Source organism: Exiguobacterium sp. NPDC077395 (assembly GCF_050269125.1).
Taxonomy (GTDB): Bacteria; Bacillota; Bacilli; order Exiguobacteriales; family Exiguobacteriaceae; genus Exiguobacterium; species Exiguobacterium aestuarii_A.
Genome location: NZ_JBNNHU010000001.1, coordinates 1,993,441 through 2,017,303, shown reverse-complemented (window position 1 = coordinate 2,017,303; position 23,863 = coordinate 1,993,441). Strand labels below are relative to the sequence as shown.

Annotated in this window: 27 protein-coding genes; 17 read left to right on the top strand and 10 right to left on the bottom strand. The window is 47.6% G+C overall.

The features are described from left to right. Positions 1–7: 7 nt before the first annotated feature. Genes ACQKD4_RS10305 through ACQKD4_RS10295 form a run of 3 tightly spaced genes read right to left on the bottom strand, consistent with a single transcriptional unit; the run spans position 8 to position 2,317 of the window. The gene (locus ACQKD4_RS10305; protein ID WP_074032616.1) at positions 8–226 is read right to left on the bottom strand and encodes a YhzD family protein; all 219 of its coding nucleotides are present in this window, start codon (positions 224–226) and stop codon (positions 8–10) included. Between the two features lie 40 nt (positions 227–266). After that, positions 267–1,358, bottom strand: coding sequence for a DNA polymerase IV (gene dinB / locus ACQKD4_RS10300; RefSeq protein ID WP_427373238.1), 1,092 nt, complete (start codon positions 1,356–1,358; stop codon positions 267–269). 35 nt (positions 1,359–1,393) lie between these two features. Continuing rightward, the gene (locus ACQKD4_RS10295) at positions 1,394–2,317 is read right to left on the bottom strand and encodes a magnesium transporter CorA family protein (protein ID WP_427373237.1); all 924 of its coding nucleotides are present in this window, start codon (positions 2,315–2,317) and stop codon (positions 1,394–1,396) included. A gap of 81 nt (positions 2,318–2,398) precedes the next feature. Between ACQKD4_RS10295 and ACQKD4_RS10290 the strand changes: the two genes are divergently transcribed. Then, positions 2,399–3,358 carry an HD domain-containing protein gene (locus ACQKD4_RS10290; RefSeq protein WP_427373236.1) on the top strand — a complete coding sequence of 320 codons (960 nt, stop codon included), beginning with the start codon at positions 2,399–2,401 and terminating at the stop codon, positions 3,356–3,358. 47 nt (positions 3,359–3,405) lie between these two features. Here the strand turns inward: ACQKD4_RS10290 and ACQKD4_RS10285 are convergent, their stop codons facing one another. Next, positions 3,406–4,395 carry a peptidylprolyl isomerase gene (locus tag ACQKD4_RS10285; protein ID WP_427373235.1) on the bottom strand — a complete coding sequence of 330 codons (990 nt, stop codon included), beginning with the start codon at positions 4,393–4,395 and terminating at the stop codon, positions 3,406–3,408. Between the two features lie 153 nt (positions 4,396–4,548). Between ACQKD4_RS10285 and ACQKD4_RS10280 the strand changes: the two genes are divergently transcribed. Then, entirely contained in the window at positions 4,549–4,887 is a 339-nt protein-coding gene (locus ACQKD4_RS10280) for a DUF1878 family protein (protein ID WP_274664144.1), read from the top strand. On the opposite strand, the gene ACQKD4_RS10275 is transcribed toward ACQKD4_RS10280, so the two are convergent. Together ACQKD4_RS10275 and ACQKD4_RS10270 are read right to left on the bottom strand one after the other, a co-directional pair. Further along, positions 4,871–5,434: an HTH-type transcriptional regulator Hpr gene (locus ACQKD4_RS10275; RefSeq protein ID WP_015880933.1), complete on the bottom strand. Its 564-nt coding sequence runs from the start codon at positions 5,432–5,434 to the stop codon at positions 4,871–4,873. The genes ACQKD4_RS10280 and ACQKD4_RS10275 overlap by 17 nt on opposite strands. Before the next feature lie 61 nt (positions 5,435–5,495). Then, positions 5,496–5,852: a hypothetical protein gene (locus tag ACQKD4_RS10270; RefSeq protein WP_214696209.1), complete on the bottom strand. Its 357-nt coding sequence runs from the start codon at positions 5,850–5,852 to the stop codon at positions 5,496–5,498. Between the two features lie 168 nt (positions 5,853–6,020). On the opposite strand from ACQKD4_RS10270, the gene ACQKD4_RS10265 reads away from it, so the two are divergent. Further along, on the top strand, positions 6,021–6,356 hold the full coding sequence (locus tag ACQKD4_RS10265) for a hypothetical protein (protein ID WP_214696207.1): 336 nt from the start codon (positions 6,021–6,023) through the stop codon (positions 6,354–6,356). A 40-nt stretch (positions 6,357–6,396) separates the two neighbouring features. Here the strand turns inward: ACQKD4_RS10265 and ACQKD4_RS10260 are convergent, their stop codons facing one another. Beyond that, positions 6,397–6,825 carry an HIT family protein gene (locus tag ACQKD4_RS10260; RefSeq protein ID WP_427373234.1) on the bottom strand — a complete coding sequence of 143 codons (429 nt, stop codon included), beginning with the start codon at positions 6,823–6,825 and terminating at the stop codon, positions 6,397–6,399. Between the two features lie 128 nt (positions 6,826–6,953). On the opposite strand from ACQKD4_RS10260, the gene ACQKD4_RS10255 reads away from it, so the two are divergent. Continuing rightward, on the top strand, positions 6,954–8,003 hold the full coding sequence (locus tag ACQKD4_RS10255; protein ID WP_427373233.1) for a hypothetical protein: 1,050 nt from the start codon (positions 6,954–6,956) through the stop codon (positions 8,001–8,003). 47 nt (positions 8,004–8,050) lie between these two features. On the opposite strand, the gene ACQKD4_RS10250 is transcribed toward ACQKD4_RS10255, so the two are convergent. Further along, positions 8,051–8,302, bottom strand: a complete 252-nt coding sequence (locus tag ACQKD4_RS10250) for a GlsB/YeaQ/YmgE family stress response membrane protein (RefSeq protein WP_031421191.1) — start codon at positions 8,300–8,302, stop codon at positions 8,051–8,053. Between the two features lie 170 nt (positions 8,303–8,472). Between ACQKD4_RS10250 and ACQKD4_RS10245 the strand changes: the two genes are divergently transcribed. Then, positions 8,473–9,210, top strand: coding sequence for an ABC transporter ATP-binding protein (locus tag ACQKD4_RS10245; protein ID WP_251126992.1), 738 nt, complete (start codon positions 8,473–8,475; stop codon positions 9,208–9,210). Beyond that, on the top strand, positions 9,207–10,340 hold the full coding sequence (locus ACQKD4_RS10240) for an ABC transporter permease (protein WP_427373232.1): 1,134 nt from the start codon (positions 9,207–9,209) through the stop codon (positions 10,338–10,340). The genes ACQKD4_RS10245 and ACQKD4_RS10240 overlap by 4 nt, the downstream gene beginning before the upstream one ends. A 47-nt stretch (positions 10,341–10,387) precedes the next feature. On the opposite strand, the gene ACQKD4_RS10235 is transcribed toward ACQKD4_RS10240, so the two are convergent. After that, the gene (locus tag ACQKD4_RS10235) at positions 10,388–11,692 is read right to left on the bottom strand and encodes an ammonium transporter (protein ID WP_224860203.1); all 1,305 of its coding nucleotides are present in this window, start codon (positions 11,690–11,692) and stop codon (positions 10,388–10,390) included. A gap of 121 nt (positions 11,693–11,813) precedes the next feature. Between ACQKD4_RS10235 and ACQKD4_RS10230 the strand changes: the two genes are divergently transcribed. From ACQKD4_RS10230 to ACQKD4_RS10205, 6 genes are all read left to right on the top strand, one after another. Next, on the top strand, positions 11,814–12,119 hold the full coding sequence (locus ACQKD4_RS10230; protein WP_074032630.1) for a MerR family transcriptional regulator: 306 nt from the start codon (positions 11,814–11,816) through the stop codon (positions 12,117–12,119). Between the two features lie 116 nt (positions 12,120–12,235). Next, positions 12,236–13,285, top strand: coding sequence for a uroporphyrinogen decarboxylase (gene hemE, locus ACQKD4_RS10225; protein ID WP_427373231.1), 1,050 nt, complete (start codon positions 12,236–12,238; stop codon positions 13,283–13,285). After that, on the top strand, positions 13,282–14,211 hold the full coding sequence (gene hemH / locus ACQKD4_RS10220) for a ferrochelatase (RefSeq protein ID WP_214696193.1): 930 nt from the start codon (positions 13,282–13,284) through the stop codon (positions 14,209–14,211). The genes hemE and hemH overlap by 4 nt, the downstream gene beginning before the upstream one ends. After that, positions 14,204–15,589, top strand: coding sequence for a protoporphyrinogen oxidase (gene hemG / locus ACQKD4_RS10215; protein ID WP_427373230.1), 1,386 nt, complete (start codon positions 14,204–14,206; stop codon positions 15,587–15,589). Before hemH ends, hemG begins: the two co-directional genes overlap by 8 nt. An 86-nt stretch (positions 15,590–15,675) precedes the next feature. Beyond that, positions 15,676–16,563, top strand: coding sequence for a Cof-type HAD-IIB family hydrolase (locus ACQKD4_RS10210; RefSeq protein ID WP_214785398.1), 888 nt, complete (start codon positions 15,676–15,678; stop codon positions 16,561–16,563). A 71-nt stretch (positions 16,564–16,634) separates the two neighbouring features. Then, the gene (locus ACQKD4_RS10205; RefSeq protein WP_074037667.1) at positions 16,635–17,624 is read left to right on the top strand and encodes a lipoate--protein ligase; all 990 of its coding nucleotides are present in this window, start codon (positions 16,635–16,637) and stop codon (positions 17,622–17,624) included. Positions 17,625–17,685: 61 nt separating this feature from the next. On the opposite strand, the gene ACQKD4_RS10200 is transcribed toward ACQKD4_RS10205, so the two are convergent. Beyond that, entirely contained in the window at positions 17,686–18,549 is an 864-nt protein-coding gene (locus tag ACQKD4_RS10200; RefSeq protein ID WP_427373228.1) for an aminoglycoside phosphotransferase family protein, read from the bottom strand. 190 nt (positions 18,550–18,739) lie between these two features. Between ACQKD4_RS10200 and ACQKD4_RS10195 the strand changes: the two genes are divergently transcribed. From ACQKD4_RS10195 to copZ, 5 genes are all read left to right on the top strand, one after another. After that, positions 18,740–19,213 carry a PTS sugar transporter subunit IIA gene (locus ACQKD4_RS10195; RefSeq protein WP_427373227.1) on the top strand — a complete coding sequence of 158 codons (474 nt, stop codon included), beginning with the start codon at positions 18,740–18,742 and terminating at the stop codon, positions 19,211–19,213. Between the two features lie 100 nt (positions 19,214–19,313). After that, complete coding sequence (locus ACQKD4_RS10190; RefSeq protein ID WP_427373226.1) at positions 19,314–20,861, top strand: long-chain-fatty-acid--CoA ligase; 1,548 nt, start codon at positions 19,314–19,316, stop codon at positions 20,859–20,861. Positions 20,862–20,953: 92 nt separating this feature from the next. Next, positions 20,954–21,256: a metal-sensitive transcriptional regulator gene (locus tag ACQKD4_RS10185; protein ID WP_427373225.1), complete on the top strand. Its 303-nt coding sequence runs from the start codon at positions 20,954–20,956 to the stop codon at positions 21,254–21,256. 11 nt (positions 21,257–21,267) lie between these two features. Next, complete coding sequence (locus ACQKD4_RS10180) at positions 21,268–23,379, top strand: heavy metal translocating P-type ATPase (protein WP_427373224.1); 2,112 nt, start codon at positions 21,268–21,270, stop codon at positions 23,377–23,379. Further along, complete coding sequence (gene copZ, locus ACQKD4_RS10175) at positions 23,376–23,582, top strand: copper chaperone CopZ (RefSeq protein WP_074032640.1); 207 nt, start codon at positions 23,376–23,378, stop codon at positions 23,580–23,582. The genes ACQKD4_RS10180 and copZ overlap by 4 nt, the downstream gene beginning before the upstream one ends. Positions 23,583–23,863 lie beyond the last annotated feature (281 nt).

Below are 23,863 nucleotides of genomic sequence, written 5' to 3'. Positions count from 1 at the left end.
CCTTGTCTTAGGATGCTGTTCCTTTTAATTTCCCCGGTAATTTGCAACGTTCGAAATAGATGAGTTGTCCCCGGCGAACGATGCGTGCTCCTTTATGTTCATGCCCTGCTGCTCGAAGCATGTCGAGCCCTTGCTGTTTGGCTGATTGATCATCGCTTGCTTCGAACATTTCGTTCAACACGAGCGTGCCATCATTCTCGAATCCTGTCACCGTGTATGTCTCCATTCACACGACCCCCTTTTTCTCTATTTTAATGAATGGTCATTCATTCTTCAAGAGAAGGTTTCGTCAGTTCGTCAAATGTCAGTTGCCGTGTGGATTCAGTTCGAGGAATCAAGTCCGATACGGTCAGTCCAATCAAGCGGACGGGCTCGGTGACATTCATCTCATCGAAGAGGCGTCTTGCCAGTCGTCGAATCTCATCATGGTCATGCGTCGGATGATTCAATTTGATTTGATGACTTCTGGCTTGAAACTCGCTCGTCTTTAATTTGATCGTGACGGTTTGGCAACTTAATTCGCGGCGATCGAGCTGACGCAACACGTCCTCCATTTCGGGAATGACTCGTTCAAATACTTCTTCGGGGTCGTCGATATCAAACGCAAACGTCGTTTCAGACCCGATTGACTTACGCTCGCGCGTGGCGACGACAGGACGAGTGTCTCGTCCATGTGCTAGTTCATACAGTTGTTGCCCGCGATCATGTCCAAAGATGGCCTTCAGTTGTTCGGGACGAGCTTGTTGAAGGTCACCGATTGTATGATAGCCACTTTTATTAAGCGTTTGGGCGGTCACTTTCCCGACACCGTGCATTGCTTCGATAGAGAGGGGAGAGAGAAAATCAGCGACTTTCTCAGGTGAGACGACGGTAAGGCCGTTCGGCTTCTCAAAACCGGACGCGATTTTTGCGACAAACTTTGAAGGCGCGACGCCAGCGGATGCTGTGAGACCGGTACGGCGTTTAATCTCTCCTAGAATATAACGGGCAATATACGGACCCGATGTGCTCAACAGCGTATTTTCGGTCACGTCTAAATAGGCTTCGTCAAGGGATAACGGTTCGACGAGAGGAGTAACCGACTTAAAGATGTCCATGACCTGCGCGCTGACTTGTCGATAGGCTTGAAATCGTGGTTTGACAAACGTGGCGTGCGGACACAAGGTAAAAGCGCGACGTGATGACATCGCGCTGTGTACGCCGTACTTCCTCGCTTCATATGAACAAGTGGCAACGACTCCACGACTGTGAGGTGGTCCACCGACGATGACAGGTTTCCCACGTAAATTTGGACGATCCCGTTGTTCGACGGAGGCATAAAAGGCATCCATGTCCACATGAATGATGAGTCGTTCCATAACATCACCTTTCCTGTGCAAATCTCTTTTCTTTATTATAACGAACTTTTGTTCGTTTTTTTAGAATTTTGTTTCGCTTTATTCTTCGATGAAGTAGTTTGATTCGGGAATTGTAACAATGACCCAATCCAATTCTTCCGTTTCAACCATACTTGAATGATAAGAGTGAAGAATAGAATCATCAACCAGGCGAACGCGTAACCGAACGGCCAATCCAGTTCAGGCATCTCTTTAAAGTTCATTCCCCATACGGCACCGAACGCGACGACAGGGGTCGTGAGTGCCGTGAAGACGGTGAGTGCCTTCATGATTTCATTTCCCCGAAAGTTAGAAAGTGTCGAGGCGAGGTCTGTCATCGCGATGACGTCACCTTGATAGTGATTGATGAGCGTCAATAGTCGACTGACTCGATAATCCGCGAGTTGATAAGGTCTCAACGTTTGTAGGTCGATATCGAGAAAGGCCTCACGTCCTGCCATGACGAGTTCTTTATAAGGGGTGACCGTATCGGACCACCGTTCGATTTCACTCCGAAGACCAAAGATTTCATTCATGAACGTGGCAGGGACTTGTCCTGCCATTTCTCGCTGTGCCACGAGAAGTCGTTCTTCGAATTCATCGATTCCGTGAAAGTAATTGTTCATCCGTTCGGCAAGCAACTCATAGAACGCTTCAATCGGTGAGTTGCAGTCTTTCGCAAGGACCGATTCATGATGCAAATCGTCAAATCCGATCGTCCATAAAAAATCAGGACCGATAAAATAGTGCCCGATTTTCTGAGGCTCACGTTCTAACTGCTCGTAGTCGAGTGTGAGTGACCCGTACATATAACCATCCTCGACCACAATTTTTGTGACGCTTGCGGTCGTCAACTGCTCGAGCCAATACGTATAGGCCGGTGCATATTTAGAATCTACTTCCACATAATCCTCGGGGCGCGTGTACCAATCCCATTCCATCGTCTATTCCTCCAATTCGCTATAGTAGTAGTATTCCCAAATTGTCAGGAATGTTGGCATCTGTCGCAAAGTTTCGATAAGATGAAGGTACTGAATAAGAGAGAGGTGCTTTCATTGACGACAAAAATCGGTCAGCTCAAAGTGGGCGACACGCTAGACCAATATGTCATGATCAAACAATCGTATAAGGGACTTGCCGGGAACGGAAAGCCTTATTTAACATTAATCCTTTGCGACGAGAGTGGAGAAATTGAAACGAAGTTATGGGATAGTTCGGATACCGAAAAGTATGCGACGAAAAAAATCGTCCATGCGGCGGGTGAAGTGATGGACTATCGTGGACGGACGCAATTGAAGTTGAAGCAAATTTCAATCATCGAGCAAGAAGTCGATATTGCCCCGTACGTTCGCTCGGCGCCGATTCCGAAGTCGGAACTTGAAACGACCATCCGTGAGTTCATCGCGTCCCTGAAACACGATGACATTCGTCGTCTCGTTGAAGAAATCGTCAATCGTCATGAAGAGGCATACTTCACGTATCCGGCTGCTGTGCGACATCATCACGCGGTCTATTCCGGACTCGCATTCCACGTCATGTCGATGCTGAAGCTTGCGGACACGATGTGTGACCTGTATCCATCGTTGAACCGAGACCTGTTGATTGCCGGTGTGATCTTACACGACTTGGCGAAAGTCATCGAGTTGTCGGATGCAATCACACCAGAATACACGCTTGAAGGCAAGTTGCTCGGCCATCTCTCACTCATGGCATCTGAAGTAGAAGTCGTGTCACGTGAGCTCGGGACGGACCGAGAAGTGACGACGTTGTTGCAACATCTCGTCTTAAGCCATCATGGGAAACCGGAATGGGGGTCGGCGAATACGCCACAACTCCCTGAAGCGGAGATGCTGTTTTTCATCGACAACATCGATGCGCGGATGAACATGTTCGAGAAAGCGTATGAAGGCGTCGAGCCGGGTACGTTCACGGAGCGTGTCATGGCACTCGATAACCGTGCTTTCTATCGTCCAAAGTTATAATATGTCCATAAAAAAATGGCGCTCCATTACGGAGTGCCATTTTTGTCTTATTGTTCAGTCGACTCTTCAGAAGACTCGTCTGCGTTTTTGATTGCTTCTTTGACAGCGTCAAATTGTTGCTCTGCTTTTGCATCTTTTACGTCAACGTTGTATTTTTCAATCAACTCCGCGTAAATTTTGTTTGCATCGACAGAAGCTGATTTTTCTGTTGCCAACTCTTCACGAATACGGTCTTTCTCGTCTTCGAGTTTCAAGTCTTTCTCTTTACGGTCTGTTACTTTAATGACGTGGAAACCGAATTGCGATTGGATTGGCTCAGAGACTTTTCCGACGACGTCCTCTTTGAATGCATATTCTTCGAATTCAGGTACCATCGTGCCTGTAGAGAAGTAACCGAGTTCCCCACCTTGCTCACCAGAACCTGTGTCTGTTGATTTTTCTTTCGCGAGTTCAGCGAAGTCTGCACCGTCATTCAACTGTTTGATGATGTCCTGTGCTTCTTCTTCTGATTCGACGAGGATGTGGCTAGCTTCCACTTCCACGTTTTCTTTAGCGAACTGTGCTTCGACTTCTTCATCCGTCACGTCGACAAGTTCAGATTTAGCTGCGTCGACAAGCATTTGTCCGCGAAGCGCTTCTTTGAATTCTTCTGTGCCGCTCATGCCGGCTTGTTGAATCGCTTGTTCGAATTCTTCTTTTGAGTTGAATTGTTCTTCTGTCTTGCTGAACTCTTCATCTACTTTTTCTTGCTCGACTTGGTCACCATACTCTTTTTCAAGAAGTGCATTCATCGTCTCTTGGAATGCGAGTTGTGGCACCATGCGGTCGTAACTCATGTCCGCGATTTCACCGCGTGTGATTTCGCCGCCTTTATATGTGACGACTGCTGAATTATCTGATTCTCCGCCGCCTGCGCTTGTTGCTGCGTATGTGCCGCCAGCACCGATGATCAGTGCAAGTGCAGATGCACCGACGAGAGCGCCGGTTGAGAATTTTTTATCTTGCTTTTTTGGTTCGTTTGTCATTCCGTTTGACATGTATTCCACCCCTAATAATTCTTTAAAGTTTCTAAGTCCGACTATATCACATTTTCCTAATCATGACAGCTGTTCTCTTGTCTGTACAGTATCATAGCACACAATCCTGTCGTATAATGATGTAATAGAATGTGAAATGATGGGGTGAGGGTAGTGTCACTAGAAGAGAAGGTCGAGCATTTATCATATCAGATGAAGATCTTACTCGAGATTGTCGATTGGACGGACCGTCCGTTTGAATATGAAGTGATTCGAGCGAACTTGACAAAGCAGGACGTAGAGGCGTTTTATCAGTTGCTTGATGATATTCGGGCACGACAAAACGAGCAAATGCGCTATGGGTTTACGTCCATAGAACCGTTGCTCGTCCATTTTGTGGGTATGTTAGATTCAAGGCTCGACGTTAAAACGATTCTTGGGGCATGCGTCCGTCAAGGAATCGAGTTAGACGTCACAGAGCCACTCTATCGGCAGGTTAGGCTTCTTGACTGAGTTCATCCTCATCAGGACGTCTGCCTGCCTCTTCTGTGATCATTTTTGATGTTTCAGCAAAGATATCCATGAAGTTGTCCCCATATAAACGACGCACGATGGCCGTCATGTCTGTTAAGTCAGGGAACTTGCCATAGAGTTCTTGGAGCGGAAGTGAAGCGCGGAATACGCCGTTTCCTTCTGGATCAAACGCGTGAATCGTTTCAAGCAACAACGATTCTCCTTCAGGTGTCAATTGGACATACGTGTTTCGCTTGTCCGTCTCTTTTTTCGAAAACGTAAGTAATCCACGATCTTCTAACTTCTTCGAGAAGTTGAAAGCGGTCGAGACGTGCATGACGCCATATTTTGCAATTTCAGAGATCGATGCGCCGCCTAACGCGTGGGCAATCCATAAGATGTGGTGCTCATTGATGTTTAAATCAAATGGTTTAATCCAGTTTTGCCAATCTTTTTCGACGGTTTTCCACAAAGCCTTACTCAATTGAATGATTTTGTGGCTATAGAGCATGGCCTCAGGGCCAGTGAATTCTTTTTCGTGTTCCATTTCGATCCATCCTTTCCGGATAAAAAATCAAAAGTAATCGACGGACGATGACCTCAAACACTCATTGTGTTTGATTGGCAGTGTTGTCAGTCATAGCAGACTGTACGTTCGAGAGTTCCTGAAGGTTCCCTTGAATTCGCTCGACTGAAGGCTGAATGTCTTGTTGATAGCGTTCGACTTCGGCTTTCACTTGATCAGTCAATTCTTTTCCTTGCAGTTTCCCTGCGGCGGCAACTTGCGATGCATGTTTCGCCACATTCCCAAATTGTTCTTTTAGCGTAGTGATTGTGGATGCTCGATGTTGTTGAGCAGCAGCATCGTTTGCGGTACCTCTCGCCAGTTTTTTAAACGTGGCAACTCCTAAAAATGCTAAAACAAAGCCGAAAGCAATCCAATCTCGACGTTGGCGACTCGACAAAACATTCCCCTCCTCAAGCTCGGATAATCCGAATTACATTCTTTTCATATTATTTTACCAAAAAAGAGTGATTAAAAACCTATATCGCAAATAAAATTTTTCAGAACATTCAATTTTGACCGAAAAATCATTTTATTTTAAAATACAGGTAAAGGAAGGTGATCCTCAGTGGAGAAAGCGAAGCGTTGGGTAGATGACATGCTTGACCTGTATCTCGCTGCGAAACGACTGGGAGATGACACTTGGGCCGACTCCATTATGAACACACTAGAGGCGGGGTATGAAGCGTCGAAACAAACAGAGCAGGCACGCGAAGAATCGATACGAGAAAAACGTATGCTTGAAATAGATACCCGTCTAACCGAATTACGAAAAGAATTTGAACAAGCGACATCTGTTAAGACACGTCAACAGTTATACGAAGTGGCAATCAAACTTCAGGTCGAGCGAGCGCAATTAGAAGAAGAACGGAAACGTCACCTTGATTCAATCAATCAATCATAAAAAACGAGACCCGTCATCGATTGACGGGTCTCGGTCTGTCTTAAACGTGTGATTGAATATTCGATGCGATGGTTGTGAGTTCTTCAGATGTGAACGCATCATTTTGTGTAATCCATTTTGCTCCGAATCCATCTTCGTGTCCGAAACGTGGAATTAAATGAATGTGGAAGTGATAGACCGTTTGTCCGGCAACTTCCTCAGCATTCGACAAGACGTTCATGCCGATTGCCCCTGTTTCGCGTTGAATGGCCTTTGCGATGGTCGGGACGCGTTTGAAGACGTCCGCTGCGACCTCTTCAGGTAGCTCGTAAACGTTTTTCGCATGATGTTTCGGAATGACGAGCGTGTGACCTTTTGTCACTTGCGAGAGGTCGAGGAAAGCGACGACCGCCTCATCTTCATATACCCGATACGACGGGATTTCTTGTTGAGCGATTTTGCAAAAGATACAGGTTGGATCGGTATGCATCTTCATTCCTCCATTCTAAAAGTCATTTCTGTTTCATCATACCACGGAAATTCAGGCGCAAGAACGATTGGAAGAGAGATTGATTCCTTTTATACTTGAAGTAAGCACTGAAGAAAGGAGGCGAAAAGATGTCGTATACAAGAAGTCGAAAGAAAGAACGTCATTCCAAAATGATTCTTCTATTATCTATTTTCACCATTTTAGTCGGAGCCATTGTCTTCTATATATATGGATACAAACCGGCGGCGGAGCAAGATAAGATTCACGTCGCATTTAAAGAGGCTTTATTAGAGGAAGACCGTGCTTTCTTTGAGGAAAAAGTAGAATATCAAGGCGAAACGTTAACACGTGCCGAGGCGCTGCGGTTTATGGGCTGGCTGAACGTTGAAAAATCCATTCGTGGCGATGCCATCGCCGAAGTCGCACAAGATCGTGCGAATCGGACGAAAGGCATGGAAGCGGAAGGGCTGTTTCGATTGATTGATACAGGTGAAGGGCGCTTTGGCTTTTCAGATTATCGGATTGAGTTATTGCCACAACGAATCGATGTCACTTCAGACGTACCGTTGACGAATATTTGGGTCGATGGGCAGCGCGTCGGTCGGATTGATGAAGCGAACGGACGATTCACGTTCGAGAAGATGCCAGGAAGTTATGATGTGAAGGCGGTCGCCGTCGCGAATGGTGAGACGGTGTCCGAAACAGAGACGATTCAATTAACATCTCCTGAATCGATCGAGTATGCATTGATGCCGGAATCGAGTGAAGCGATTGCGGGACAGTTCGATTTGAAGCGGGCAGAGTTGATTGAGATCGAAGTAGAAGCGCAAACCGGTCATCCGTTAGAAACGATTGATTCGTTGATTGGACAATCGGAAGGAAAGGTTCAGGAAACGTTAGGCGAACCAGATGGGAAACGTGATGGGAAATGGGATTATGAACGTTTGACTGTCGTGTTTGAAAAGGGAGACGTGCAGTCAGTTTTAATCGATCTTGATAAACGACCAGACGACTTGGTTGCATTACTCGGCGAACCAAAAGAAAAGACAGAACACAAACTCGGAACAGAGTGGGATTACGGTCAATCCTTCTTCGAATCGTTCTTCACGTTCTTTGGTCTTGAAACGGAGAAGCAGTTTATTGAAAAAAATGACGCGATGTATTTATTGATTCAATGAAAAAAGAGGGACATTCCATTTTGGAAGCCCCTCCTGTACATAAATGATTACTTTTTACGCATTGATTTCATGACGAACGATACGATCAAGATAAGGATAATCGCACCGATAAGAGCTGGGATAATCGCGATATCCGCTACGATTGGTCCGAAATCACCGAAGATGAGTCCACCCAACCAAGCACCGATGATCCCCGCGATGATGTTACCGATGATTCCACCTGGTACGTCTTTACCTAGAATTAATCCTGCTAACCAACCGATGATACCCCCGATAATCAAATAAAGAATAAACCCCATCATTCATTTCTCCTTCCTCTGTTTGCCCATTGTTCTTTTCAACGATTTTGTGGAACAATGGGAGTATTGATGTTTTATTTTAAAATGCCTTACAGTTCAGATTATTCCCATGTGACAACATTTAAAACATATACCACGAAAAAAAGTTGAAAATGAAAGGTGTGGTTTTCATGCTGCACGTCGATCGATTGAACGGCGGATATATCGGTAAACAAGTTTTGCATGACGTTTCGTTTGAAGTGAACAAAGGAGAACTCGTTGGGTTAATAGGGCTAAATGGAGCTGGTAAATCGACGACGATCAAACACATTTTGGGTCTGTTGTCACCACTATCCGGAAAAATCGAAATTGATGGAGAAACATTAGAATCTTCAGAAAAAAGGTATCGTAAGAAAGTAAGTTACATACCGGAGACACCGATTTTATACGAGACGTTAACCTTACAAGAACACATTGAGTTGATGGGGAAAGCATATGACGTAAGTCCTGAAGAATTGACCGAACGGACAAATCGCTTAGCGAAAGAAATGCGAATGGAAAAACAGCTCACATGGTTCCCGTCCGTCTTTTCGAAAGGGATGCGTCAAAAGGCGATGATCTTATGTGCGCTCGTGACGAAGACACCGCTCCTCATCGTCGATGAGCCGTTCGTTGGTCTCGATCCATTAGCGATTCGTCAGTTGCTGCAACTCTTTGATGAGTACAAACAAGACTGTGCGATTTTGATGTCGACCCATATTCTTGAGACTGCGGAGCGGCATTGCGACCGTTTCGTCTTCCTTCATCAAGGTGTCGTCATTGCGAACGGAACGGCCGCACAGTTGCGAGACAAGTATCAATTGTCACCTGATGCGACACTCGATGACATTTATGTAGAGGCGATTGCGTCGGAGGAACGGTCGTCATGAATCGATTTACTTCAAGACTCGGCAATTGGATGGAAGAGGTCGTCAAATATAGTCGCTACGTCGCAAACGGCGGACTCTTGTTCACACTCTACTTCACTTTGATTTACGGGGCATTCGTCTACAACAACTTTTTAGAACGTATTGATGGGACGTTTCCGGGGGTGTGGATTGCCGCAGCGGTTCTCATTCTCATCCCGCTCGGTCATCGTCCGAGAACGTTTATCCAAGAGGCGGATCAAGTGTTCCTCCTCCCGGAACTAGGGACGATTCGTTCCTATATGATAGGTGTGCGCTTGTTCAATATCGGATTTGCGACAATCCGTGCACTTCTCGTCTTACTCATTTTATTGCCGCTTCTCGTGCGGACGGAGAGCTATACGGGAATTGAGGTATTATCGTTCGTTGTCACGATGATGTTACTTTCGGCTGCAGGTCGATTGGCAAAAGTGGAAGGGGTACGCGAATGGCTCATCATCCCGTTCGCGCTCGTGAGCGGCGCATGTCTTCTAATGGATTGGACAGAGTGGGCGTGGGTGCCCGCGTTCATGCCGTTCATTTTCTTACATGTAAAACGAAACGAACGAATCCCACTCTTACACTGGTTGGCGCTTGAGGAGAAGAGTCGGGCTCAGTTTGAACGAGTCATCAGCTGGTTCGTCGACTTGCCGACCTTGAAAGAAGAAGTGCGGGAACGACGACTTCTGACGAAGCTGCTCGAAAAACGAGTGCTCCAACGCGTCGATGCGTCCCGTTACGTGTACGGTCTTCGGATTATTCGTTCGAACGACTCCCTCGACCTGATTCTTCGATTGACGGCGGTGGCGCTCATCGTCATGTGGATGTCAGGCGGTTGGTATGTCGGATTCGTCACACCACTATTCGTAGGGTTGACGGCGTTACAGCTCGTTCCATTGTTTAAACGGTTAGAGGCGATTTCCATCGTGTCTTGGTTACCAATCACCCGTCAAGAACGGATCGAAGGCTATTCGTGGTGGGCGATGCGGTTACTCATCGTGCAATCCATCGTGCTCGTGCTCGCCTCGGTTGGATTTGGTGCGACATGGGACGCGGCAGTCGGGCTGATTTTATCCATCGTGGTCATTCGTTATTATTTAAGACGGTTGACATGAAAAAAGAAGGACATCCGATTCTGGATGTCCTTCTCGCGTGATTGACGTTATTTCTTAGGAGACATGACCGATACGCTCGAACCGAGAATCTTCGGAAGGCGTCCTGGTTTCTCTGTTGTTTCTTCGACTTCACCATATGCTGATACACCATGCTCTGCGATATCGAGACCGACATCTTCTTGTTCTTCCGTGACACGAAGTCCGATTGTGACGTCAAGGAGTTTCAAGAAAGCATAGCTTCCGCCACCGGCGATGACCATGGCGATCAATACACCGAGTGTCTGAACGCCGAGTTGTGTCAATCCGCCGCCGTAGAAGAGACCGGCAGAACCGATACCTGTAATTTCGACGAGTCGAGGAGAAGCGAAGAAGCCAAGTGCGAGTGTCCCGATGATCCCAGCGACCCCGTGTACAGAGAAGGCGCAGAGTGGGTCATCCACATATTTTGCCATCAAGATGCTCGTTCCGTATGTTGCGATTGATGCGAGGGCACCGATGACGACTGCTGCCCAAGGCTCTACAAACGCACAAGCTGCTGTGATGGCAACGAGTGCTCCGAGAACACCGTTGACGATCGTTGGAATGTCCGCCGTTTTACGGTGGAGCATGACGATGGCAAGGGCACCGAGCGCACCAGCTGCTGTTGCGAGCATTGTTGTCAACGCCACGTAACCGAAGAATCCGTCAGCGACCGACATCGTCGAACCAGCATTGAATCCGAACCAGCAAAGCCAGAGTACGAGACCGCCAACGACCGTCAAGACGTGGTTGTGACCAGCGAGTGATTCCGTCTTGCGACGTGGTTTCAGGATGATGGTCGCCATGAGAGCTGCCATCCCACCTTGAAGGTGAACGACCGCCGAACCTGCGAAGTCTTGCATCCCCATCGATCCAAGCATTCCGCCGGCCCATACTGAGCGTGCAACGATTGGGTAGAGGATGGCAACGAAGAAGATACCGAAGAGAACGTAGGCAGAAAGCTTAGCCCGTTCCGCAAACCCACCCCAAGCGATAGCGAGGGATACCGCAACGAATGATAACTGGAATAAGAATTTGATGTCGATTGATACGTTCGCCCAATCGAGGCTTGTGAACGATCCGCTTAAGAAGAATCCTTCTGTTCCAAACCAAGTCGTTCCGTCACCGAATGAGAGGCCGAATCCGACCGCCCAAAAAGCGAGTGCCGCCACAGAGAGGCTGATAATTTGTTTGACCGCGACGTGACCGGCGTTCTTCGCCCGAAGCGTCCCTGTCTCGAGTAATCCGAAACCTAATTGCATCGTCAATACGAGCAATGCAGCGATGAGTACATACAGCGTGTCCATATAATAGAGAATGTCTTCCATGTTCATGCCCTCCTTTTTCTTAGGTGCTTTCCAAAAGTTGACTTCAGTTTAAAACGAAAATTTGATGTTGGATTGCATTTTGTCAGATTATCTGACATAGTTTTTTTATTAAGGAGGGCGAGGGTGAATGGACTATAAATCGAAGAAAGTAATCGGGATGGGCGTCGTGACTGAGTTGACGGGACTTTCTGAGCGTCAGGTCCGTTATTATGAAGAAAAAGGTCTCGTCTTTCCTGAACGCACGAAAGGCGGTTCGCGTAAATATTCTTTCCATGACGTGGAGCGTTTGGTCGAAGTTGCGACCAAGCTAGAAGATGGGTGGCGAATTCAAGATATTAAAGAACGCGAGCGTCGATTGTCGGCGAAGCAGCGTGACGATTTGATTCGCGGTCAGTTGAATTCGGCTTTCCGAACTTTTCCGACAAAAAAATGACACAAAGAAAACACAATGAAAATGCTTCACATTAGCATAATTCTAATTAATTTCTGTATAATGTTTTTGAGTTCACAAACACGAGAATAAAGAGTGTAGGAGAAATTTAGAGGGGAATGACGCGACGTATGAACGATACTATTTTAAAAGCGTTTAAAGGAGAGGCGACGGACTATGTACCTGTATGGTATATGCGCCAAGCCGGACGCTATCAACCGGAATATCGAGAGATTAAAAAGACGAGGTCACTATTCGAGATCACGCATGATCCTGAACTTTGTGCATATGTCACGGAACTTCCGGTGAAACAACTCGGAGTCGACGCGGCCATTCTATATAAAGACATCATGACGCCACTTCCGTCGATGGGAGTGGATGTCGAGATTAAGAGCGGGATCGGACCGGTCATCGACAACCCATATCGAACGATGGAAGATGTGGAACGCTTAAAGCCGTTAAACCCAGATGATATCTCATACGTCTTCGACACGATTCGTTTACTTCGGGAACGATTAGAAGTACCGCTCATCGGCTTTTCAGGGGCGCCGTTCACATTGGCGAGCTACATGATCGAAGGTGGTCCATCACGGAACTACCATCTCACGAAAGCGCTCATGTATGCAGAACCGGATGTATGGAATGCGTTGATGGAAAAACTCGGTGACATGGTCATCACGTATGCGAAGGCGCAAGCGGATGCTGGCATTCAGGCGTTCCAATTGTTTGATTCGTGGGTCGGGACGCTCAGCCGTAAAGACTACGCGCGTTACATCAAGCCGACGACGGAACGTATTTTCAAAGAATTACGTTCTCTTGACATCCCGCTCATCATGCATGGAGTCGGAGCGAGTCATCAAATCGAAGAATGGCACGACCTTCCACTTGATGTGGTCGGACTCGATTGGCGTCTATCGGTACAAGAAGCGCGCGACCGCGGGATCACAAAGGCTGTCCAAGGAAACTTGGACCCATCGTTCTTACTGGCACCGTGGCCGGTCATCGAAGAGAAGGTAAAAGAAATTTTGGATGAAGGAATGAAGCAGCCAGGATACGTCTTCAACTTGGGACATGGGGTTTTCCCAGAAGTCGATCCAGCCGTACTCGTCAAATTGACGGCATTCATTCACGATTACTCACGCGAAAAAATGGGAGGCAATGAATCATGAAAACAGTCGGACTACTTGTCATGGCGTACGGGACACCGTACAAGCCGGAAGATATCGAACGCTACTACACGCACATTCGGTACGGACGTAAACCATCGCCGGAAGCGCTCCAAGATTTGACGGAACGCTATGAAGCGATTGGCGGCGTATCTCCGCTCGCAAAAATCACGATCGATCAAGCGGAGACGCTTCGTGACATCTTGAATGAGCGCCATGTAGGTGAAATCGAGTTCAAACTGTATATCGGATTGAAGCATATCGAACCGTTCGTAGAAGATGCGGTCGCGCAAATGGCGAACGACGGCATCAAAGAAGCGGTATCCGTCGTCTTGGCACCTCATTACTCGTCATATAGCGTCAAGTCATATAACGGTCGTGCCCATGAAGAAGCAGCGAAGTATGGCATTGACATCCGTTCAGTCGACTCATGGTATGACGAGCCAAAGTTTATCAATTGGTGGGCAGAGGCGATCAAAGAGACGTTCGCGAACTTGCCTGTACCGGCTGAAAAAGCATGTCTCATCGTATCAGCACATAGTCTTCCTGAAAAGATCTTGGCTGGGGGCGACCCGTATCCAGATCAATTGAAAGAGACGGCAGACAAAATCGCTCAGGCGACAGGTGTACCAAACGTTGAAGTCGGTTGGCAGTCAGAAGGAAATACACCGGATCCATGGATTGGACCGGACGTGCAAGATTTGACGGCTGAACTTTATGAAAAACATGGCTACGAAGCGTTCGTCTACACGCCGGTTGGCTTTGTCGCAGACCATCTCGAAGTATTGTTCGACAACGATGTCGAATGTAAAGTCGTCTGTGACCGCCTTGGTGTCCACTACGCACGTCCAGCTATGCCAAATGCAGAGCGAAGCTTCATCGAAGCCATCGCGGATCGAATGGAAAGCGTGATTGTGCATCATGCGTAATTTTACGATTGTCGGTGGTGGGATCACAGGTCTCACCGCCGCTTTTTATGCGGAGCGTTATTTGCCGGAAGACGTATCAATCACATTGCTCGAGGCGACAGACCGTCTCGGTGGGAAGATTGACACGTATGAGACGGGCGAGTTTGCGGTTGAACGCGGACCAGATTCGTACGTTTTTCGAAAGACAGCCATGACAGAATTGATTGAAGACGTCGGTTTAGGTGATGAACTCGTTCGAAACGGCGTCGGACAGGCTTACGTTCTCCATCGTGATGGACTCCATCCAATTCCAAAGCAGACAGTGATGGGAATTCCGCTTGACGTCAACGCGTTTCGTGAGACGACGTTGCTCTCGGAAGAAGAGCACGAAGACTTGAAACAGATGTTACTGACACCACCTGATGTAGAAGCGCCAGATTCGGACGTTTCCCTTGGTCTTTACCTTCGTGAACGTGTCGGGGATCCGATTGTCGACCGCTTGATCGAACCGTTGCTCTCTGGCATCTACGCCGGGGACATCGATCAAATGAGTGCGATGTCGACTTTCCCACAGTTCATCGAGGGAGAAAAGAAATACGGGAACTTGTATGAAGGGATGCGTCATCTACGTCCCGAACAACGGGTCGCTGAGGTCGGGGCGAAAAAAGTAGGGCAGTTTGCCTCATTAAAAAGAGGACTCAAATCGCTCACGGATCGTCTGGCCGAACGATTGGAACGGACGGAGATTGTATTGAACTGTGCCGTCGAACAAGTGTCCGAGCGCGAGGACGGGTATCGGTTATTTACGAATCGTGGAGATATCGACACGGATCATCTCGTATTGACGGTCCCACCACGCCTCATTCGTCAGTTCCTCCCGAAAGTCGATAGTGACTTTTTGGCGGATATGAAACCACATGCGACGGCGACTTGCTCGCTTGTCTTTAAAGAAGAAGATATCGAGCTCCCATTCGTCGGGACGGGATTTGTGACGAGTCAGGAAGCAGATGTGACGATTACGGCTTGTACGTTCATCGACCAGAAATGGCCACATGCCGTGCCGGAAGGGTATCACGTCCTCCGTGTCTTTTTAGGTCGTCCGGGGGCAGATGACATCGTGGAAGCGTCCGATGAAGAAATTATCGAGACAGCGTTGCATGATCTTCGAGGTCTCATGCAAATTCACCGTAATCCGATTCAGACAGTCGTCAGTCGACTTCGTGACGGACTGCCGCCGTATGCCGTTTTTCATGCGGACCGCGTCAAAGCGCTCCGTGCCGAGATGAGCCGGGTATATCCTGGAGTCATTCTGGCTGGAATCGCCTATGACGGAATCGGGATGCCGGACTGTGTGAAGAGTGTGCGGGAACAAGTGAAGGCATTGCGTGAAAAAAATTGAGATTTGATGAAGGGAGGGTTCGGATTGTTCCGAATCTCTCTCTTTTTGTTATAGTTAGAAGCGAAAGAGAAAAGGAGTGATGGAAGATGGCAACGTATAAACTTTTTGTATCAGACATGGACGGTACGATTTTGCACAACCACACCAAGATTGCGAACGAGACGGCAGAAATCGTTCGTGAAGCAGAGGCAGCAGGCATTCGATTCGCAATTGCGACGGGGCGCAACTATGTGAATGCGAAACAAATCTTAGATGAGGTCGGCCTTTCTTGCCCAATCGTATCGTCGAATGGGGGACGTGTGCTCGACACATCAGGAGAAGTCCTTCATGAGATCGACTTGACGATTGAAGAGGCACTTCAGGTCATCGAAGTCCTTCATCAAGACCATAAGTATGCGGACGTCTTTTACGAGATGTACACGGAAGCTGGGCTCGTGGCGAGCCGTGGCGACTTGATTGAAGCATCGATGAAAAACTTGAAAGCGAATGGTGACGACCGCTCGCTCGAGATGTATGAATTCTTTAAGAATCGCTATTACGTCAATGAAGATGTCAAGATTGTCGACGATATCGAGAGCTTCATTCGTGAGGAAGCAGGACGTGTCTATAAGTTCATCGCGTTCTCAAGCCATCTCGAGAAAATGACGGCGCTTTGGAAAGAAATCGAAGCACAAGTCGAAGGTGTGTACGTCACATCTTCAGGTAATGACAACATTGAAGTGATGGCGCACGGCGCAGATAAAGGGAACGGTGTGACGAAGCTCGCTGAACATTATGGCATCGATTTATCAGAAGTCGTTGTGATCGGCGATAACTTAAATGATGTACCGATGTTCAAAGTGGCTGGAAAAGGGATTGCGATGGGGAACAGCCATGAGGACTTGATTGCTATCAGCGACCACGTCACAGAGCGTCACGACGAGTATGGGGTGGCGAATGCCTTGAAACGAGTGATGACAGGTGAGTGGAAGTAAAAGATTTGTCGAGTCATCGTCTCGTCTCGTATAATACGAGTAACGAACATCCGACTAGGAGGAAATAGACTGTGAAATTTATTTTTAATCCAGATATCCGCGACCCGAAGCTTAACTTGGCGGTCGAAGAGTATATCTTAAAACATTTGAACGTAGACCATGAAGACTACTTCTTGTTTTATATCAACGGTCCATCGATTATCATCGGGAAAAACCAAAACACGTCTGAAGAGGTCAACTTGAAGTACATCGAAGAGAATGGCATCGATGTCGTACGTCGCCTCTCTGGTGGCGGTGCCGTCTATCACGATGAAGGAAACTTGAACTTCAGCTTCATCACAAAAGACGATGGCAACTCGTTCAATAACTATAAGAAGTTCACGCAACCGATTGTGGATGCGTTACGTAACCTCGGTGTCGAGGCGGAGCTAACAGGCCGTAACGATATTCAGGTCGGTGAACGTAAAATCAGCGGGAACGCACAATTCACGACGCGCGGACGCATGTTCAGCCACGGGACGCTCATGTTCAACTCGAACATTGAAGAAGTCGTCAACTCGCTCAACGTCTCGGAAGAGAAAATGCGTTCAAAAGGAATCAAGTCGGTCCGTAGCCGTGTGGCGAACATCACTGAATTTTTAGAGCGTGAGATGGAGATGGAACATTTCGTCGAAGCGTTGCTCCATTCGATTTACGATGGAGAGCAGCCAGAGCGTTACGTGCTTCGTGACGAGGATTGGGAAATTGTCCACGATATTTCGAAAGAGCGTTATGCGAACTGGGACTGGAACTTCGGGAAATCGCCGAAGTTTGATGTCGAGTCGAAACGTCGCTTCCCAATCGGGACGATCGATGTCCGCTTGAACGTCAACAAAGGGACGATCACTGAGGCGAAGATTTACGGTGATTTCTTCGGTGTCGGTGACATCCAAGATGTCGAGCAGGCGCTCGTCGGGACTCGTTTCGAACGTGCGGCCATCCGCGAGCAATTGATGCAACTCGATCTGAAGCACTACTTCGGAAATGTTGAGCTTGAGGAATTGGTTGATTTGATTAGTTAAAAGTAAAAAGGTGTTTCGGGATGAATTTCCGAAACACCTTTTTGATGTGATTCAAGAAAGGTTAACTTATTTCTGCTTTAAGGATGTCTAGGTTTCTCTCATAAAAATCTATATTTTGTTCAAGTCCTCTACGGTTACACCACCCAATACTGTTAAAAGCATCAGTAAATCGATAAAACGGAAGAACGCGTTCGAGATCGATCAATGGTCGAATACTTGTGTAACCTTCTTGATAGGCTTCGTATAACTGTAAGTCATGACTCAGATAGTCCCGATAAATCTTAGTGAAATCGACTTCTGTTGAACCAAAACGAACGGTTTCAAAGTCAATCAAACTTGAGACTTCAGATGATGTGACGAGGATATTACCTGGTCTAAAATCCATATGTATAAAACTAGGTCCATCAGGTTCCGGGAGCTGCAGTTTCATTTTTTCAAAAGTATGAATGGCTTTGTTATATAATGATTCCTCCAACAAAGGCTTTGCATCTGTCGCAAAACTATAAAATTGACGATCTAGAAATTGCGGCCACTCTTGAAAAACATTTTCGATATATGTGATTTTTTGATTAGTTGGTGGTGGAATGGAATGCATCTTAGCGTGCACTTCTCCCACCTGAAAAGCGATTGTGGCCGATGAATCTACGGAAAGTTGTACACCGGTTGATTCTTTCAAGAGCAGGGCACCGCTTGAATGTTCATCACCGGTCCAAAAGTCTAGCAATGTCGGAATTGGAATGTGAGCTTTTAAAAGTCGGTAAGCTTTAAGTTCACGAAATAATTTCACTTTCGAGAATGGGATTTTGATATAGACAGTCTCACTATTAGCTTGCACACACCGATAAACAGTTGAACTAAATGAATTTTCAACAGGAGCGGAATGTTGAATGTCCAAATCAAAAATATGGATAAGTTTTTCGAGCAATGTTCTCCCCCCTCAACACAAAAATCTATACATCTGACTAAAATACTTCACTCCAAAGTATAGCACCAGATTGTAGATGTTTGGCAGTTTCGTGAACGATGATGCTACGGATTGCACCTAGAAAAAATAAGGCGTATCATAATTTATGCAAACGCTTTCGTAGAGGCTGATCAAAACAGGAGGAGTAACGATGTATCGAAAGCTCAGTGAATGGATGGATCCAAGTCGGATGTGGGTGACGGAACAAGCGACGTTTGAACGTGCGATGATGGCGGTAGGTCTTGAATTAGAACGAAAAGGCATGGTCAGTTCTTCATTTACGCGAGTTGTTCTCGATCAAGAATCGATTATTCCTTCCGGGGTAAGTGATGTCGCTGTGCCAGTTGCGGTCATTGATGTTCCCATCTCTATAGCGAAACGAGACGGCATTTCCCTGCTTCACCTGTTGAATCCGTGTGAAGTAAAAACCATCACGGGAGAAACGATTCAAGCGAAAGCGATTTTATTGATTACGGCTACGAATGAATCGAAAAAACAGGGCTATCATAAACTGATTGATGATTTGCTCATGGATGATGAGTCACTCCAAGCGCTCGTTCACGTTCAAAGCCGAACGGGATTATATCACTTACAGACGAACTTTTTGGAAGCGTTTTCTTATTGAAACATTTCATGTACAATAGAAGTAATTGAAAAGAGCGCGGACAACGTGCTCTTTTTTATGGCTCAAAAGTGAATCATCATTCATTTAAAGGGGGATTACCATGGCAAACTTAGTCAAGTCACTACAAGAAGTGGTGGCCGCTCACCCGCAAAAAGCAGCGTATGTGTTTGGGGAAGACACAGTGAGTTACGGACAGTTTTATGGGCAAGTCAAGGCGATGGCATCGACGCTTGAACAAAAAGGGATTGGACAAGGCGATCACGTCGCCCTTGTTCTCGGCAACAGCCCAGCGTTCTTGATCGCGTACTTCGCCGTGTTGTCACGTGGAGGGGTCGTCATTCCGATCAACCCTACATACACGCCTGATGAAATGGCCTACATTCTGCTTGATGGGGACGTCAAAGGGATTGTCGGATTGTCACCGCTCGTCGCGCAGGCAGAGCCGGCACTCTCGAAGTTGCCTCAGTTGAAACTCGTCATCTCTGTCCCTTATGCGGATGTACCGGCATTGAAGCGTGAAGGTGAAATTGAGTTTATCCCGTTCGCGGAAGCGTTCGCACAAGCGGAAGGAACGTTCATTGAAGTCGATGAAGAAGAGGTCGCCGTCATTCTCTATACGAGTGGAACGACTGGAAAACCAAAAGGTGCGTTATTGACCCACCGGAACCTGTTCTCGAATGCGCATTCGATTGGAGAGTATTTGGACATCACACCGGAAGACAAGGCGTTGGCGGCATTACCGATGTTCCATGTGTTCTGTTTGACGGTCATCGTCAACGCGCCACTCCTTCGTGGGGCTACGATTGTCATCTTACCGAAGTTCTCACCACAAGACGTATTCGACTTGGTGCCGAAGCATCGTGTGACATTGTTTGCGGGAGTACCGACGATGTACAACTTCTTGCTGCAGACGGCGATGAAAGTACCGGCCTATACGTCCGCGTTGAAACATGTCCGCGTGTTCGTCTCAGGAGGGGCAAGCTTACCGGTCCAACTGCTCGAGTCGTTTGAGCAGATGTTCGAATGTAAGATTCTCGAAGGCTATGGTCTGTCTGAGGCGTCACCGGTCACTTGCTTCAACCCGCTCCACGGCGAGCGAAAAGCGGGATCGATTGGACCTTCAATCGTTCATGTCGAAAACAAAGTCGTCGACGAGCTTGGGGAAGAAGTCGGCGTCGGTGAAGTCGGGGAATTGATCGTACGTGGACCGAACGTCATGAAAGGGTATTACAAGTTGCCGGAAGAGACGATGATGACGCTTCGCGACGGCTGGCTCTATACAGGAGATTTGGCTCGACGTGACGAGGACGGCTATTTCTATATCGTCGACCGGAAAAAGGATATGGTCATCGTAGGAGGTTATAACGTATACCCTCGTGAGGTAGAAGAAGTTCTATATCAACATCCTGATATTGTGGAAGCAGCCGTGATTGGTGTGCCGGATGCGGAGCAAGGGGAAGCGGTGAAAGCGTTCGTCGTCACGAAACATGAAGACGTGACAAAAGAGGATATTCGTGCGTACACACAAACAAAGTTGGCGAAATATAAGCAACCGACTTATATTGAAATCATCGAAGAGCTTCCGCGAAATACGACAGGTAAGATTTTACGAACCGTCTTGAAGAGCGAGGCATTCCAAAATAGTTGAGCAGAGAGGAGCGACTTCATGTCGTTCCTTTTTTTATCATTTCATTTGACACTGTTACGGGGTAGGGGTATATTGGTGGTGAGGTGATCAACATGGATGAATTTTTGCATGACCAACCACTCGTTCCGCGTGATGATGCTGAACGGGAGGCACTCGGAAAGCGTCTAAAACGAATCGAAGGACAAGTCCGGGGGATTCAAAAGATGGTCGAGAACGACCGCTATTGTGTAGACATTTTGACACAGACATCAGCCATTCAGGCCGCACTGAAGCAAGTCGAGATGCAACTGTTAGAACGTCATATGCGCAAGTGTTTGGTTCATGCAAGTGAGACGGAAAACATGGAACCTTACATTGATGAATTGATGACGACTGTCAGCCGCATCAAAAAATAAGGAGGGATTTCATGAAAACCGTTGAGTTATCCATACAAGGAATGACCTGTGCGGCTTGTTCGGCACGAATTGAAAAAGTGTTGAACAAGATGGACGGTGTCGAAGCGACGGTTAACCTGCCGCTCGAGACGGCAACCATTCGTGTCGATGAAGGCATTACAGAAGAAGAACTGATCGCCCGAATCGAAAAAATCGGATACGGAGCTGAACCAAAAGTGGAGATGGCGCCACCGCATGACTTACGTCCATTACAGCGGAAAGTCATCATCTCTGCTTTATTGTCGGCACCTTTACTCCTCGTGATGTTGACGCATATACCAGGACTCGGATTTCATGCACCGTGGCTGATGAACCCGTGGTGGCAACTCGCTCTTGCCACACCCGTCCAGTTTTGGATTGGGGCACAGTTTTATCAAGGGGCCTATAAGAGCTTGAAGAGCGGTTCGGCGAACATGGATGTACTCGTCGCGACGGGAACGTCGGCCGCATATTTTTACTCTGTTTTTGAAATGATTGTGCACCCGATGAATCCACACCTCTACTTTGAGACGAGTGCCGTCCTCATCACGCTCGTCTTGCTCGGGAAATGGTTAGAGGGACGAGCGAAAGAGAAGACGACCGATGCGTTGAAATCACTCTTGTCACTTCAAGCGAAAGAGGCAATCCTCTTTGTCGATGGAGAAGAACGCTCTGTCGCCGTTGAACTCGTCAAAGTAGGTGACGTTCTCGTTGTGCGTCCAGGAGAGAAGATTCCAGTGGACGGACGCATCATCGAAGGGGAGACGGTCATTGATGAATCAATGTTGACGGGTGAATCAATTCCAGCCGAGAAAACGGTCGATGCTGAAGTTGTCGGCGGTACGATCAACCAGTCCCACCGAATCCTCATGCGGGCAGAACGAGTCGGGAAAGAGACAATGCTCGCTCAAATCGTCCGTGTCGTCGAGCAGGCACAAACGGATAAGGCACCGATTCAACGGCAGGCCGACCGTATCTCTGGTGTGTTCGTGCCAATCGTCGTAGCCATAAGTGCCGTCACATTTGCCGTCTGGGCATTTCTTTTAAATGATATCGATACGGCCATTCGCGCATCAATCGCAGTACTTGTCATCGCTTGTCCGTGTGCGCTCGGTTTGGCAACACCGACATCGATCATGGTCGGAACGGGACGAGCGGCCGAACAAGGTGTATTGTTCAAAGGTGGCGGGCAACTCGAATCACTTAATGAAGCAAACATCGTCGTTTTTGACAAAACAGGAACATTGACGAACGGGACACCGGAAGTGGTAGAAACGTTCGGAGATGAAGCGGCGCTCCGCCGTGCTGTCATGGCAGAACGGCAATCAACACATCCTTTGGCGGCAGCAATCGGTCGAGAACACGGTGATGGTATCGTGACGAAAGTGGAAGAGCTAGCGGGTCGTGGTGTCAAAGCGGTCGTTGATGGGAAAGAACTCATCATCGGGTCTGTTCGAATGATGGAAGAGCTCGGATATAACTTGCCAGATTGGTCGATGCGGGCGATGACCCCGGTCTATGTCGCAGATGAGAGTGGGATTGTCGCAGCGTTCGGACTACAAGATCAATTGAAACCGAAAAGCCGTGATGTCGTGCAAGCACTTAGCCAAACACGTGACGTGTATGTGTTGACGGGTGACCGAAAAGAAGTCGCCTATGCGATTGCCGATGAACTTGGCCTTCCACACCATCAAGTCATTGCCGAAGTCCTTCCGGTCGAGAAGGCAGACCAAATCGAACGCTTGAAGCAATCAGGTCGTGTCGCCATGGTAGGGGATGGGATGAACGACGCTCCGGCCCTTGCAGTCGCAGACGTCGGGATTGCATTCGGTAGCGGTACAGATGTCGCGCTCGAGGCGGCAGATGTTACAATTGTAGGGCAAGATATTGAAGGCGTGAGTCGAGCGATGAATATGAGCCGCTTGACGATGAAAAACATTCGTCAAAACTTGTTCTGGGCGCTCGCTTATAATAGTCTTGGCATACCGGTCGCTGCAGCGGGGTTACTTGCTCCATGGATTGCCGGTGCGGCGATGGCGTTCAGTTCGGTGTCTGTCGTCTTGAACGCATTACGATTAAAAACACAAGGAGGATCATCATCATGAAAGAAACAACGTTAACAGTAGAAGGTATGACATGCAATCACTGCAAAGCTGCCGTTGAGGGAGCATTGAACGAATTGAACGGTGTCGAATCAGCAACCGTATCGCTTCAAGAGCATCGTGTCGACGTGATTCACGAAGATTCTGTCTCACGCGAGGCGATGGTCGAAGCAGTCGAAGAGCAAGGATACGACGTAAAGGCATAAGAAGGGTCCCGAGTGAAATCGGGACTTTTTTTGTTGTATTCAACAAATAGGATGTGTGCTATATTTAAGTTGATAATGAGAATCGGTATCAACGGGAGGCGGACATCATGGAAATCATCATGATCAGTGGAGTATTGGCGTTGATTAGTGGGGGCACAGCGTTTTTGGCGCAACAGCTACGAACAAATTCAGTACGTTGAAGAAGGTGCGATTTCGTTGCCTTCTTTTTTTTGACTCTAAACCTTTCCCATCATTTCACGACAATTGTTTGATATGATGAG